Consider the following 14,281-nt stretch of genomic DNA (forward strand, 5'->3'; position numbering starts at 1 on the left):
ATATCATGATACTTTGAGAAATATTATGATAGACCCAATACCTGCATTAGGCACAGCCGTAATCTGGGCTATTTCACCGATATATTATAGGGATTATTTAGTCATAAATGACGTTGTCAGAATTAATTTTTATAGGCTGTTCTATGCATCATTAGGTCTCTTTCTACCGTTCATTATATTTGGATTTAATGACGCAATAATTTATGGTTCATTAAGCGGGCTATTAACGCTAGCAGTAGGTGATACACTATATCTCTTTTCAATTAGAGAGGTTGGCGCTTCGATAGCAGCACCAGTAGCATACACTTATGTATTACTAATACAGTTTACTGCAGTATTTCTTGGTGAACAGCTCACTATTAATAGAGTTGTGAGTTCAATGATAATAATACTAGGCATTTATATGCTTTCTGATAGTAAAGGATCAGCACGGAGAAAGGGAATTGTTATGGCGTTGCTCACTGCACTGTTATGGACTGTTGGTCAATCCTCAATAAAACTTGCTACTATGGGGTATATTAATCCATTATCGATAGCATTTGCAAGAACTACTACAGCTATGTCCGCACTAGGACTTTACATGTTAATTAACAGAAAAAATAGATTCAACGCAAAAATTGATAAAAAACATCACATATTGTTAGCTACAATCTCAATATCTGATTTGGGACTTGGATCAGCCCTCTATATTTATTCTATAGGGATAATAGGACTCACTATCACAATTATATTAACAAGTGTATCACCATTATTAACGCAGATTGTATCAAAAATACTTGGAAAAGAGAACCCATCCACCAGGGATGTAATTGCTGGTTTTCTCATAGTAACCGCATTAATAATTGCTGTAATTTAAAAACATTTTCATTGTTTTGAAAGTCTTAGTAATTCTTCTGCTAATCGGTTAACCACTGAATTAACGATTATTTCTCCGTGTTCTTTTAATGCTTTTTCTGGGTGTCCCATGGAACCTGTGGAAGTGTATTTTTTCATTCTTTTTACTGTATATAATGCGGTCTCTTCTCCATAATTCCCAGAACCCTTCATAAGCTCTTTTACAACTCTTTGATTTAGGGCATATGCTACTGCAGTTTCACTTTCATCAGCATGTGTTATTGGAGTACCATATATTGATTTAATAACATCTGAAACAAGATCCCACCAATTTAATGTATACACATTTAAGCCATATTCTAAATTGAGCTCTTGAATAGCGGCTCTTATAGCAGCAGTATTGCCGCCGTGTCCATTAAGTATCAAAATTTTTTTAAAACCATGTCTTGAAAGACTTATACAGATATCTTTAATAACGTTGATAAGAGTCTCATTTTTTAAGGTTATAGTTCCTGGAAAATCCATATGATGTTCACTCATGCCATATGGTATTGGTGGTGCTATGAGAATTTTTAATTTTTCTTTAAGTGTCTCAGTAACGAGCTTAGAAATCTCTAATGCGGTATATGCATCATTATCCAATGGCAAGTGTTCTCCATGTTGTTCTGTTGAACCAATTGGTACGATTACAAAATCCACATTATTTACAATATCAGACACCTCACTCCATGTTAATTTCCCTAATAACATGTTAAATCACACTTTAACAAAACTCTAAAAATATAAAGGTGACCCTTAATAATGTGTTTTCATGAATTTAGAGATTGGTTATTACATAAAGTATATCATCAAATTTCTTAACTATTATATCAGGTTTTATAGTTTCTATTTTTATACCGAGAACATCAGCATAAGTTTTTATTGATGGTTTAAAACCTCTGTCGATTAATATAGTTTTTAATCCAAACCTCTTTGGATAGTATACATCAAATACTGGATGATCACCTACCATGATTTTAACGGAATTGTAATTAGGCAATCTATAAAATTTTTCACATGTTTTAATACATCCAACCTTATCAGATGTTATTATCATGTCAAAATAGTCTTTTAACCTAAATGTTTCAATAATCCATCTTTGATACTTATAAAGTCCATTCGTAGCTAAGATCAGAGTATGTTTTTCCTTAAGATTCATAAGGACATCAATCGCATTATCTAGTATTATTGCGTCACTTATATGCTTTTTAATTAAATCTTTAATGCTAATATTGTTTTTGCATCTAAATTTATGAGCTATCAAATTTACAATGAAATCCCAATCAAATGCTCGCACATCATTATTTCTTATGAATTCTAAATGAATGCTCATCGCTTCTTGTTTTATTAAATCAAGGTTAACATTCGTAATCGAACTTATTTTTTTATATGCCTCAGAGAGAGCAGTAGATACTGCATTATTTTTTATAATCGTATCATCAAGATCAATGTAAATGATTTTATCTTTCATTGTTTTAATACAGAAAAAGCCCAAAATAAAGGTTACGCTAGTGAAACTTTTTACAAAGAATCTTATCTATTAAAGCTTTTACTCATATCTTCTGGTTTTGAGGGCCAATTCCTCCATCTCATAGAGCTCATAGGATTATGAGCTATGTTTATAGTTCCATTTAGGTCTTGATTGAAATTATATCTATGATTTTCTCAAAGAAATCATTTGCCAATTCTTCAAGAATAATTATTTTGTTAATAAGTTTCTTTATCTTATTTAAGAGTTCTACAGAGTGCAGTGTGATTAATGTAATGTCTTATTTCATAAACCTAATAATTTTCGCTGTATAAAAATTCATAAAGTAGAATTTTTATATTAGAATCTCTTTTAAAACAAAGGAGGTTATAATGAATGATAAAATTAATAAGCTTTGATGTATGGGGCACATTACTTAACTTACATATATTTTATAATGAAGTTGCAAAAGAATTCTCGCTTCTTACTAAAAATGATAATGTTAGTACATTAAATATAATTGAAAATGCGTATGATAAAGCTAAAAATCTAAGGCGAGCAGGTAAATTCAGTGAGCATAATATATATGAAGAAAGTTCTAAATTTTTGGCTTCTAAACTCAATAGTTCTCCAAACATAGTTAAACGTGCATTTCATAGAGCCGCATTGACCGTTAATGTAGACGAGTTAGTTATGGATGATGCAAGGAATGTTCTCGAAGAAATAAGAAAGTTGGACATAAAAATTGTAACGTTAGGAAATACACTTTTCTGGCCAAGCTCTATAACGAGGATACTCTTAGAACGAACACAACTAACTAATTACATAGATGATGAATTCTATTCTGATGAAATTGGCTTTTTCAAGCCAAAATTTGAAGCATTTAACACAATGCTTACTACAATGAACGTCCCGGCATCACAAGCACTACATGTAGGAGATAGTTTGCATGAGGATTTCATTGGTTCAATTAACTCTGGTTTAAGAGGTGTCCTTATTGATCCTTCAGTGAGCGGTATTATAAAAGTATCTAAGTACGGTTTTATAATCCCTCAACTAAAATATGTTCTAAAACTTATATACGATGTCTAATTATTATCTAATATTTCAGCTTTTTGCAACTAAAATCCTGTCCTTTCAACATGAAGAAGAACGTTAAATAAATGCATGTCACGAGATGATCTGCTCTAAAGAATAGATGATTCATTATGAAGTACTGAGATAAAAAATATATAGTGATTAATTTTAAATGAAATTGCCATGACAACGATACACAAAGCAATTGGGAAAGTAATCTTTTATTTTATAGCAACCGCAATAATATTGTCATTAGTAAGCCCAATCTTAGGTTATGTAAAACCATTTTTAATAAATTACTTTGATATAACAACATATGCTCCATACATTAACTCGATAATAATAGTTGTATTTGGTTATTTAATTGTGAATAATATAGCTGGTTTATTTTATGAGACATCAAAAGATAAAATAGGAGTGCATAATGCAAATCTCATTAAAACTCTAATTAAGATATCAGGTATGGCCATTATTTTATCTATTTTGACTTCGGTGTTTAATGTCAGTGCATCAGCAGCTCTTACAATGGGTTCCTTTACTGGTCTAGTAGTAGGATTTGCCACGCAACAGGTTCTAGGACAGGCAATTGCAGGTATATTTCTACTATTTGCAAGACCATTTAAACCTGGTGATAGAATAAGAGTAGCAGGGCAGAATGGAATTGTACAAGAGATTGATATAATGTATACTGTAATTCTTAGCGAAGATGGAAAAAATCAGATACTAATACCGAACGGAAGTGTAATAGGACAAGTAATAATTAAGAATATTCAATAACTTAATAATTAGAGTTCTCACAATGTTCTTAAGTTTAAAATTTATACATTATTTTTGTGCAGAGTCTTGTATCATTCATTAAAGCCAGGAAAAAGAAAAAATAATATAAAAAGATGATAATTATTCTTCAAAATGTTATGAAACTTTTGTTATTAAAAATTTCATACTTTTCTGTTACTAAAGGAATTATTATCTTTTTAATGGTAATGTTTTTATATTGTTCGTAAGGTTCAATAAAGTATTTAAGCAACAATGTAAAATAATTATGCATGGCAAAATCGGCATTATCATTATTAGCATTTGTTTTTTATTTAATGTTTTCATTTTATGTAAAAATAGTAAATGAACCTAATATACCAGAAAATTTAGTTGTTTTTCAGTTTATTATCAGTAATAGGCTACAATATTTAAATGATTTCATGATACTATTAAGTAAGTATGGAAGAGAGTATTTTTGGACATTTGTGGTGATTTTATTATGGGTCTTTGGAAAAGAAAAAGAAAAGAAATCGAGCATATTAATGGCTTTGGGATTTATTATTGCGATCATTTTTGGTGAATTCTCTAAAATGCTTATTATGCAACCAAGACCTAGTGTATTATTTTACTTAATTCCTGAAAAATTAAATGATTATAGTTATCCGTCGGGACATGCACTGATAGTTGCTACTGGTGCAATTATAGCCTTATTAATGTTACCGTTATTCGTTTCAATTCCTCTTCTTATTGAAGCAATAGCTGTCAGTTATTCGAGAATATATATTGGAGTGCATTGGCCTATTGATATACTTGGAGGCTGGATTTTAGGAATTGCTATAGCATTATTTGCAGTATCGATGTATGAAAAAATAGATCCGGTTTATAACTTATTAATAAAAACTTGGAATAAAATAGTAAAATTTATTCATTGGTCTATTTTTTCTTAACAACATCTAATATGTCATCCAACCATTTTTTCCTGACCATTTCTTCATAAATTTTCCAAATGCGTTTAACTGTTAATAAACCAATATAAAAACCCTTGTCCTCAAGTTTTTTATAAACGTGTTCAGGAAAATCATCAGGATGCTCTATGATATCTTTCGACAATACTTCAATAATCGCGTTTCTGACATCTGAGTTTCTGGGATACGATTTTTTCATGAATAATTAATATGATTCCACAATTTAAATGTTATCTTTTAAAACAATTAAAAAATAAACAGGAAGCTCTTAATCCAAGATTCGCAGAATTTAATAATGAAATATTAACATTAAAAATTGTTTTTCTCTTAAATATTCTGATAAAAAATATATATCTTTGAATCGATTGAATACTTGGTGTCTGAGTTGTCAGAATTTGATGTTATAAATTTTGTGCTATCTAAACCATGGGTTAAAAATTATGATCCTGATGTACCATCAGAGATTGATATACCAGAAAAACCTCTTTACTCATTGGTTGATGAGGCGGCAGAATTACATCCAGAAAGAATAGCAATAATATTTTTTGGCAAGAAAATCACTTACAAGCAACTTAGAAACATGATTGATAGTTTTGCACATGCATTGCAAGAACACGGTGTGAAGAAAGGTGATGTAGTGGCTTTATTACTCCCTAATACACCACAATTTGTAATATCATATTATGCTATACTGAAAATTGGTGCCGTTGTTACACCTATAAATCCTCTTTATAAATCAGCAGAAATAAAAAGACAACTACTTGATAGTGGAGCAGAGACGATAATACTACTTGATATGCTCTATCATGAATTCGAGACTATTAGGCATGAGGTAAAAGTAAAAAGAATTATAATAACCAGCATAAAAGACTTTCTACCATTCTTTCTAAAACTGTTATACCCACTAAAGTATAAAACACCTAAGATAAAATTTGATCAATACATTTATCATTTTTTGGATTTTCTTAAGTATGCACCTGAGCACAAAGCCGTTGAAATAAACCCTAAAGAAGATATTGCAGCATTAATGTATACTGGTGGTACGACGGGAGTGCCAAAGGGTGCTATGTTAACACATTACAATCTATTATCTAATGCGCTTCAGATCAAATACTGGTATAAGCCTAAAATTGAACCAATGGTAGTGCTTTCGCTTCTTCCATTTTTCCACATCTATGGTCAGACAGCAGCTATGAATTATGTCTTTGTACATAGAGGTACCATGGTTATTCTTCCGAGATTTGATATTACTGATGTATTCAAAAGCATCAGCAAATACCATGTAACGATTTTTCCTGGCGTTCCGACATTATACATACAAATTATAAACTCTCCATTAGTAAAGAAATACAAACTAAGTACAATCGAATCATGTATTAGTGGAGCCGCACCATTACCTATCGAAGTTCAAAAAAAGTTTGAGGAGCTTACTGGAGGGAAATTAAGAGAAGGTTACGGTCTTACTGAGACAAGCCCTGTAACTCATGTAAACCCAATAATGGGTAAATTTAAAGTTGGTTCTATAGGTTTACCGTTACCTAATACCTTCGCAGCGATAGCGGATGTTGATGCTAATAAGCTATTACCTCCAGACGCCGTAGGTGAATTAGTAATTTCAGGTCCTCAGGTTATGAAAGGTTATTATAATTTGCCGGAAGAGAATGCTAAAGTGTTTTTTGAATTAGGTGGAATTAGATGGTTCAGAACTGGTGACATAGCGAAGATGGATGCAGAAGGATATTTCTATATTGTTGAACGTAAAAAAGACTTAATAAAATATAAAGGTTATTCAGTTTATCCAAGAGAGGTTGAAGAGGTTTTATATCAACATCCTGCAGTTAAAGAGGCCGCTGTAATAGGTGTTCCAGATCCTGAAGTTGGTGAGCAAATTAAAGCGTTTGTAGTGTTAAAGGATGATTTTAAAGATAAAGTGAAAGAAGAGGAAATCATAAAATTTATGAAGGATCGCATTGCACCTTACAAATATCCAAGAATTATTGAATTTAGGGATTCATTGCCTAAGAGCGTAGTTGGTAAGATATTAAGAAGAGAACTTAGGGAGGAAGAAATAAAAAAGGTTAAAGAGAAATAAATAACATTAGGGAGTTAGTTTCCATAGTTATTGTGCTTTTTTCCAAGTTTCAATATTCAATGTTTCATATTTCCATTGTACTTCTCCATTAAGGACTTCGTAGTCTATTTTTATCCTAACTACATCACCTTTATCTATCTTTCGTTTTATGATCTCATCTAATAATTTTTGATTTAATATTGCTGCACCTCTAATTGCTGCTGCTACATCTAATCCGACACTTTTAGCCTGTGCTGCCATTACATTTCTAACTTGCTTGGCGTACGCACCTGCTATTACAAGGCCTGTATTCATTGTAGGCATTTTACCACCCTCCTAATTTTAAATTGAAAGTTATTGATAAACATGTCGTCTTTTATTAATTACTTTTTAATTTTTCTAGAACAATAAACATTCTATGTGGTTATGTAGAATATACTGTGACATGTCGCAGTATAATTCCTATATATAAAACTAACTTAGACTTTTTATGTAAGTAAAAAGAAATATACTTAGAGACTGGTGAAATCCATTGTCTGACGTAGATCTAAAAGATAAAATTCACGAAGTAAGTCAAGTGCTTCGCTCACAAATTAGAAAACTTGATGAAAACTTCAAAAAATTAAAAGAGAGACGTAGTAAAATGTTTAATAATGTTGTAGATGCTGTACTGAAAAATGATATTGAAAGAGCAAGAATCTACGCGAATGAAGTAGTAACTATAGAACGTTTTAACAAACTAGTTGAGCAAAGCAAAATTGCATTAGAGTCAGTGGTCACTAGATTAGAGACAATTAGTGATATTAATGATTTCATGTCAGTAATACAACCCATAACAAGTGTAATCAGGGGTATACGTGATAAATTGAGCAATATAGTTCCAGAGATAAGCAGAAATATTGATGATGCATTGGGAGCACTTAACAACATTTACACAGAACTATCAGTAAAGACAAATATAACGATGGGCGACTTCCAAGATGTAGCAGCTGAAGAAATTATGAAAGAGGCTAAAAGCTTTGTGGAGGAAAGATCAAAGAAGACAACGGAGCCTCAAAAGGAGAAAAAGAAAAAAGAATCTTCATTAGAGGGAGAATCACAACATTAAAAATTAATTAAAGAAAATAATTCATATCAAATAAAAATCATCTGGAGGTAGAAAAATGGTTATTGCATCAGCACCAGGTAAAGTAACTTTATTTGGGGAACATGCGGTTGTTTATGGTGAACCGGCTATAGTAATGGCAATAAATAAACGCACTTACGTAGAAATGAAAGCAAGGGAAGATTCTAAAATCCGTATTAATGCACCAGATATCATAATAAGGGGTATCACATTAACGTTTGATAATAACACATTCTCAATAGAAAGTGATTCAGCAAAAATACTTTCAGAATTGAGTTATGTAACAAAGGCCATTGAACTTGTAGTAAAAAAGACTAACACTTTCAAAGGAGTTGACATAAAAGTATGGTCTGAAATGCCAGTTGGAGCAGGATTAGGTACGTCAGCATCAATAGCGGTTGCTACAATCAAAGCCTATAGTGAGATCCTAGGTTTAGAATTAAATGAAAAGGATATAGCATTCTTAGGCTGGCAAACTGAACTAGCAATACAAGGAATAGCAAGCCCCATGGATGCTACTATCACAACTTATGGAGGCATAATTCAAGTACAGCTAATAGACAATAACATTGCCATAGAAAAAATACGCACATCAACTAAACTACCAATAGTAATTGGATATATACCAAGAGAATATAAAACAAAAGACATGGTTATTAAAGTTAAATCATTAAAAGAAAAATATAACAATGTGATAACCCCCATCATTACAACTATAGGTAACATAACCAGAAAAGCAAAGCAGGCCCTTGAATATGGAAACCTAGATGAAATTGGAGATCTCATGAACATCAATCATGGTCTACTTGAGGCTTTGGGAGTATCAACAAAACAATTAAATGACATGGTATATGCGGCTAGAAAAGCAGGAGCGCTAGGATCAAAACTAACAGGTGCTGGTGGAGGAGGATGCATAATAGCATTGGCATCAAAACAAATCGAAAATGTTACTTCGGCGATAAGATCAGCAGGAGGACAAACTTTAGAATCAGGCACATCAGAAAAAGGCATCATAATAACTAACGAATAAATTATAGTCACTAAGTAATATGTACATAATTAGATACTTTTATTGTTTTAATTTATCCTTAAGCTCTTTAATACTTCTCAATATCTCTTCTTTCCCTTTTGTTTCATAAAGTATGTAATCTATAGGAAAAGCATGAATTATATCTTCTGGTCGTTTTAGACCAAAAGCTTTAAACCAGTCAACACGACGCCCAGACATTTTCTCTATAGGAAAGATTAAATCGTGAATAACAATACCATAACGCTGACCTTTGAAGAAAATAGTTACCTTTATACCTTTATTCTTAATAAGCTTTTGAAGATCAACTAAACTAAAAGACACATTAAATAGAACAAACACTCTAATATATTTCTATTTTTTATCAATACCTTCCTTATACTCCTTTCTATAATTTTTCAAGATAAGTTCCAAGCTATCTTACCACACTTTATGAACCGATTGTATGCTAGAAATATAACCACAAAATTTTGTAAAATAGAAAAATCTTCACAATTTAGAGCGCACTTGGTTTTAATTGAGTAATAGGGATCATGACCTGTTTTCCTGTTAGTAGATTTTTTACGGTTATAGCGTTTTGTGATAATTCTTTTTCACCTATGATTATGATATGTGTGAAATTTTGTGATGATGCGTATGAGAGAGTTCTTTTAAGCCCTTTTCCAGAAACATCGATTGTTACTGGTATTCCAAAGCCTCTTAGTTTTAATGATAATTTATTCATCATTTTTAATGTTTCTGGGCTTATTACGAGACTTGTTACCATTATCTTTTTTGCGTTCTTTTTAATGTCGGTTTTAAGTATTTCTTTACATGCTAATTCTACTCTATCGAGCCCTATAGCGAAACCTGATGCTGGTGTTGGATTACCACCGAATAGCTGTATAAGGTTATCATATCTTCCACCACCACCTAAAGCAATGTCGAGTCCTGGAGCATAAATCTCAAATATTACACCAGTGTAGTAAGCTAATCCTCGAGCAAATCCTAGGTCAATTAAGATATTTCTTTTATTTACTCCAAAATATATGATGTGATTAATTATTTCTTCTAAGTTTTTAAGACCGTTTTTTGCTTGTTCAAAATCTTTTAGTATTTCATGCGCTTTCTTAAAAATATCTTTTTTTGGCGTGCTTCTTATTTCTGATAGTTGTTTGAGCGTATTAATTTTTATCTCGTCAATTTTATTTTCTTTTAAAAGATTATAGGCTTCATTGGATTTGTTACGATCTATGAGTCCTGCAACTTCATCCTGTAATGATTCATCAATGTTGCTTAATACTCCTCTTAATATACCCATATGTCCGATTTTGAGGTTGTAGTTTTTAAATCCTGATTTCACAATGAAGTTAACTAACATTGAAATGAGCTCAGCATCTGCTAACGGTGAGTTTGTTCCTATGAGCTCATACCCTGCTTGCCAGAATTCTCTGTATCTGCCTTTTTGTGGTTCATCATACCTAAAAGCGTTAATTATGTAGAAAAGTCTTAAGGGTTTAGGTTCGGATGATAATTTAGTGGCAACGATCCTTGCGATTGAGGCTGTAGCTTCCGGTCTTAAAACTACTTTTCTACCACTTAAATCATTGAAAACGTACATTCTCTCTTTAATTTCTCCTCCGGATTTTGCAGCAAAAAGTTCATAACTTTCTATTGTTGGTAATATTACTTCGTCATAACCATAAAGTTTTGCTAACTTGCGAGCTCTATCCATTAATGATACTAACATTTGCGATTCGTTAGGAAGTATATCTCTCATCCCGCGTACTGTTTGGAACTCAGGCATTTAGATCACTCTTCCAATAACAAAAGCGATCAAGGATAAAAGCATTGCTTTCAAAAGACCATTTTTCACAATGTATGCATTTTTAGGATCAAGATTTCTTAATAATTTAATCATATAATAAATAAAAATGATGTCTGCGAACATAACAATGATAATATATGAGATACCAAGCAAACCAAAAACATATGGAAGAGGACTTAATGCTATAGCGCTCAGAATGAACGCAGTTGCAGCTCTACCAGCAGTTTTACTACCATAAACTATAGCGATTGTCTTTATGCCTGCTATTCTATCACCTGATATATCAGCAATGCCTTTTACAATTTCACGTCCAACATTAGATAAAAACGCAAGAATACTAAGAAGTATTGGAGTGACCCAAATACTATCGTATAGGTTTATTATATAATTGATACTTACATAAATTTGTGAATTACTTATGAAACCAGTTAAAACCCATGCAACAGAACCGCCAAAAATAAAGGGAATGGCTGTGTCGAACGCAACCATAAGATTACCTATGAATCCCATTCTCTTACCCCATATATTATATATTAATGAAACGATTAAGGCTATGGCTGCTATTATTAATGGTAGAAGACCTAAGTATAATGATAAAAAGATACCAATGCTTATCAGCACAGCCGCTAAAGATAAAGCTTCATCAGGTTTTACAATACCTTTTACTAATGGTCTATCAGGTCTATTGATCAAATCTATAGGTCGATCAACATAATCATTTACTATCATAGAGGCACCGTTAAGTGCGAAACCAATAATAAAAATAATAAGTATTGTTCTAATATCAATAAAGAAACCCATTACCACAAAGGCACCAATAAACGCCGCAATCCCCATCATGAGCCCATTAAGAGGTCTGGTCATTTTTATTAGATCAATAATTTTCTCGATAGTCCCCATCACACATGCACCTCACTTACCTCATAATAAGCAATGTCACCTTGCGCATCTATAATAGCTATTACCAAATCTTTCCTAGAGTCTCTAGCATTCTTAACCATGTCCATTAATTTTTTCATAAAAATTGGTTCACCCTCAACAAGGACCCTAACTAAATACTTCGCTGGTTCTTTGCCAGGCTTAGCATCCCTTTCATAAACCCTAAACTCAATATCATCATGTGCAAAACCAGATTTAACTATATACCCCCTATTCCTTAAATCACTATAAATTGTGTACTTTATCCATAGTTTCTGATCAATCTTAGAAAGGCGATCAATAGATTCTTCAGGAGTTAAGACACGATCGTTGTCAATAAGAATGATATTTCCTTTTTCAATTAAGTATAATGCCTCAAAAGTCTCTAATTTTAATTGATGATTAACGATGACACCATAACCTGAATCATAAAGTTCTTTAATCATCTTCGGATCATCAATTATTATCTCATTATCCTTAATCTTCGTCTGGCCCTTTTGCTCTACCACACTTATACTTCAAAAATATTCCTTAAAAACTTAAACTCATTGATGTTGGTACTACCACATACTTCTAAATAATTTCATTGTGAGAAAAGGATTTAAAATTCGACATACCAGGCTAAAGAAATCCAAAAGAATGATGTTCATCAGTAAGAAATAATAAAGCGTAGTTTTATATTTAAGAGTATTAACTATAATTCGGTGTCTGTGCGGTGAATGTTCCTCTCGTTAAAGTGTCTGAGAATATTTGGGAAATACCTATGAATTATAGTCCAGACATGAGAGTGCCTGTTAGAGTTTATGCTAGTGAGGAATTATTAGGCAAGATGAGGAGTGATAGAACATTATGGCAGGCTAGTAATGTAGCAAAATTACCAGGTATACAGAAATTTGCAGTTGTTATGCCAGACGGTCATGAGGGTTATGGTTTTCCGGTAGGTGGAGTGGCTGCATTTGATTATGAAGAGGGCATAGTCAGTCCGGGTGGAATAGGTTATGATATTAACTGTGGTGTCAGGCTCATTCGAACAAGTTTGACAAAAAAAGATGTAATACCAAAATTAAAACAATTAGTTGATTTATTGTATGAAAATATACCGTCCGGAGTAGGTAGTGAAGGAAAAATAAAGGCCAGTATGCAACAATTAGACGAAATACTTTTGGGAGGAGCTCAACGTGTTATTGAAATGGGATACGGCTGGAGTGAGGATAAATACAGAATTGAAGAGTATGGGAAGCTTCCCTACGCAGATCCAAGCAAAGTTTCCATAACAGCTAAACGACGTGGTGCACCAGAAACTGGAACTCTAGGTAGCGGAAACCATTTTCTTGAGGTTGATATAGTAAGGGAAGTTTATGATGAAGAAGCAGCAAAAGCATTCGGACTTTTTGAAGGACAAATCACTGTATTAGTACATTGTGGTTCTAGAGGGCTCGGTCATCAAGTATGCAGTGACTATTTAAAAATACTAGAAGGTTATGCTCGACAAAAAAACATTAAACTGCCTGATAGAGAACTTGCATATGCATTTCTTAAGGATAGAGCAGCTCAAGATTATATAGGTGCTATGGCTTCCGCAGCAAACTTTGCATTTGCAAACAGACAATTCATAACATACTGGGTCAGAGAAACGTTTGAAAAAATATTTAGACAAACTGCAGAAAGCCTTGAGATGCATCTTGTATACGATGTAGCTCATAACATATTAAAAATCGAGGAACATGATGTTAATGGGAAACGTTTGAAACTAGCAGTCCACCGAAAAGGCGCTACACGAAGTTTCCCCAAAGACCATCCAGAACTCATACCACAGTATAAGCCTGTAGGACAGCCTGTGCTTATTCCTGGTTCGATGGGGACAGCAAGCTGGGTTTTGGTCGGTAATGAGCAAGCTATGCAGATGTCTTTTGGAAGCACAGCGCATGGAGCTGGTAGAACAATGAGCCGAGCAGCTGCGACGAGGACACATAATTATCGCAAACTACTTGAAGAACTAAACACACGTGGTATATATATAAGAGCTGAAAACGTTGGGACAGTAGTGGAAGAAGCACCAGATGCGTACAAAAATGTAGATGAGGTAGTAGAGGTTACAAGTAATGTAGGAATTGCGAGAAAAGTTGCCAAACTCACACCAATAGGAGTTGTAAAAGGCTAGGAAACATAAAACACGATAAATGTTTTTGAATT

At 32.8% G+C, this 14,281-nt stretch carries 16 protein-coding genes; 8 read left to right on the plus strand and 8 right to left on the minus strand.

All coding sequences use genetic code 11. The features are described from left to right. Positions 1–25: 25 nt before the first annotated feature. Complete coding sequence (locus QW128_03630) at positions 26–856, plus strand: DMT family transporter (protein MEM3832676.1); 831 nt, start codon at positions 26–28, stop codon at positions 854–856. Positions 857–864: 8 nt separating this feature from the next. On the opposite strand, the gene QW128_03635 is transcribed toward QW128_03630, so the two are convergent. Continuing rightward, the gene (locus QW128_03635) at positions 865–1,584 is read right to left on the minus strand and encodes a creatininase family protein (protein MEM3832677.1); all 720 of its coding nucleotides are present in this window, start codon (positions 1,582–1,584) and stop codon (positions 865–867) included. A gap of 67 nt (positions 1,585–1,651) precedes the next feature. After that, complete coding sequence (locus QW128_03640) at positions 1,652–2,344, minus strand: HAD family hydrolase (protein MEM3832678.1); 693 nt, start codon at positions 2,342–2,344, stop codon at positions 1,652–1,654. A gap of 393 nt (positions 2,345–2,737) precedes the next feature. Between QW128_03640 and QW128_03645 the strand changes: the two genes are divergently transcribed. The 3 genes from QW128_03645 (at position 2,738) to QW128_03655 (ending at position 5,121) form a co-directional block, all read left to right on the plus strand. Next, positions 2,738–3,433 (plus strand): HAD family hydrolase, encoded by a 696-nt coding sequence (locus tag QW128_03645; protein ID MEM3832679.1) that lies wholly within the window; start codon positions 2,738–2,740, stop codon positions 3,431–3,433. A 168-nt stretch (positions 3,434–3,601) separates the two neighbouring features. Then, positions 3,602–4,195 carry a mechanosensitive ion channel family protein gene (locus tag QW128_03650; protein ID MEM3832680.1) on the plus strand — a complete coding sequence of 198 codons (594 nt, stop codon included), beginning with the start codon at positions 3,602–3,604 and terminating at the stop codon, positions 4,193–4,195. A gap of 269 nt (positions 4,196–4,464) precedes the next feature. Further along, entirely contained in the window at positions 4,465–5,121 is a 657-nt protein-coding gene (locus QW128_03655) for a phosphatase PAP2 family protein (protein ID MEM3832681.1), read from the plus strand. On the opposite strand, the gene QW128_03660 is transcribed toward QW128_03655, so the two are convergent. After that, positions 5,108–5,338, minus strand: coding sequence for a hypothetical protein (locus QW128_03660; GenBank protein ID MEM3832682.1), 231 nt, complete (start codon positions 5,336–5,338; stop codon positions 5,108–5,110). The two genes, QW128_03655 and QW128_03660, sit on opposite strands and share 14 nt — an antisense overlap. Positions 5,339–5,515: 177 nt before the next feature. Here QW128_03660 and QW128_03665 point away from each other — a divergent pair, with 177 nt between their 5' ends. Further along, positions 5,516–7,231 (plus strand): long-chain fatty acid--CoA ligase, encoded by a 1,716-nt coding sequence (locus tag QW128_03665; GenBank protein MEM3832683.1) that lies wholly within the window; start codon positions 5,516–5,518, stop codon positions 7,229–7,231. A 27-nt stretch (positions 7,232–7,258) separates the two neighbouring features. Here QW128_03665 and QW128_03670 read toward each other — a convergent pair whose 3' ends face one another. Next, positions 7,259–7,534, minus strand: coding sequence for a DUF2258 domain-containing protein (locus QW128_03670; protein ID MEM3832684.1), 276 nt, complete (start codon positions 7,532–7,534; stop codon positions 7,259–7,261). Positions 7,535–7,742: 208 nt separating this feature from the next. On the opposite strand from QW128_03670, the gene QW128_03675 reads away from it, so the two are divergent. Continuing rightward, positions 7,743–8,318, plus strand: coding sequence for a hypothetical protein (locus tag QW128_03675; protein ID MEM3832685.1), 576 nt, complete (start codon positions 7,743–7,745; stop codon positions 8,316–8,318). 55 nt (positions 8,319–8,373) lie between these two features. Then, a complete protein-coding gene (gene mvk / locus QW128_03680; protein MEM3832686.1) occupies positions 8,374–9,366 on the plus strand; it encodes a mevalonate kinase in 993 nt (330 codons plus the stop codon). 39 nt (positions 9,367–9,405) lie between these two features. On the opposite strand, the gene QW128_03685 is transcribed toward mvk, so the two are convergent. The 4 genes from QW128_03685 to endA form a co-directional block, all read right to left on the minus strand. Continuing rightward, positions 9,406–9,687 carry a hypothetical protein gene (locus tag QW128_03685; GenBank protein MEM3832687.1) on the minus strand — a complete coding sequence of 94 codons (282 nt, stop codon included), beginning with the start codon at positions 9,685–9,687 and terminating at the stop codon, positions 9,406–9,408. Between the two features lie 172 nt (positions 9,688–9,859). Beyond that, positions 9,860–11,149, minus strand: a complete 1,290-nt coding sequence (hisS, locus tag QW128_03690) for a histidine--tRNA ligase (GenBank protein MEM3832688.1) — start codon at positions 11,147–11,149, stop codon at positions 9,860–9,862. Then, a complete protein-coding gene (locus QW128_03695) occupies positions 11,150–12,070 on the minus strand; it encodes a UbiA family prenyltransferase (protein MEM3832689.1) in 921 nt (306 codons plus the stop codon). Then, positions 12,070–12,597, minus strand: coding sequence for a tRNA-intron lyase (gene endA / locus QW128_03700; protein ID MEM3832690.1), 528 nt, complete (start codon positions 12,595–12,597; stop codon positions 12,070–12,072). The genes QW128_03695 and endA overlap by 1 nt, the downstream gene beginning before the upstream one ends. 254 nt (positions 12,598–12,851) lie before the next feature. Between endA and QW128_03705 the strand changes: the two genes are divergently transcribed. Next, complete coding sequence (locus tag QW128_03705) at positions 12,852–14,249, plus strand: RtcB family protein (GenBank protein MEM3832691.1); 1,398 nt, start codon at positions 12,852–12,854, stop codon at positions 14,247–14,249. Positions 14,250–14,281 lie beyond the last annotated feature (32 nt).

The organism is Thermoprotei archaeon (genome assembly GCA_038881895.1).
In the GTDB taxonomy this organism is placed as follows: Archaea; Thermoproteota; Thermoprotei; order Gearchaeales; family WAQG01; genus JAVZOV01.

Coding starts and splice junctions, on each gene's coding strand:
- QW128_03630 (MEM3832676.1), top strand. CDS start 26: ATGATAGACCCAATACCTGCATTAGGCACAGCCGTAATCTGGGCTATT.
- QW128_03635 (MEM3832677.1), bottom strand. CDS start 1,584: ATGTTATTAGGGAAATTAACATGGAGTGAGGTGTCTGATATTGTAAAT.
- QW128_03640 (MEM3832678.1), bottom strand. CDS start 2,344: ATGAAAGATAAAATCATTTACATTGATCTTGATGATACGATTATAAAA.
- QW128_03645 (MEM3832679.1), top strand. CDS start 2,738: ATGATAAAATTAATAAGCTTTGATGTATGGGGCACATTACTTAACTTA.
- QW128_03650 (MEM3832680.1), top strand. CDS start 3,602: ATGACAACGATACACAAAGCAATTGGGAAAGTAATCTTTTATTTTATA.
- QW128_03655 (MEM3832681.1), top strand. CDS start 4,465: ATGGCAAAATCGGCATTATCATTATTAGCATTTGTTTTTTATTTAATG.
- QW128_03660 (MEM3832682.1), bottom strand. CDS start 5,338: ATGAAAAAATCGTATCCCAGAAACTCAGATGTCAGAAACGCGATTATT.
- QW128_03670 (MEM3832684.1), bottom strand. CDS start 7,534: ATGCCTACAATGAATACAGGCCTTGTAATAGCAGGTGCGTACGCCAAG.
- mvk (MEM3832686.1), top strand. CDS start 8,374: ATGGTTATTGCATCAGCACCAGGTAAAGTAACTTTATTTGGGGAACAT.
- hisS (MEM3832688.1), bottom strand. CDS start 11,149: ATGCCTGAGTTCCAAACAGTACGCGGGATGAGAGATATACTTCCTAAC.
- QW128_03695 (MEM3832689.1), bottom strand. CDS start 12,070: ATGGGGACTATCGAGAAAATTATTGATCTAATAAAAATGACCAGACCT.
- QW128_03705 (MEM3832691.1), top strand. CDS start 12,852: ATGAATTATAGTCCAGACATGAGAGTGCCTGTTAGAGTTTATGCTAGT.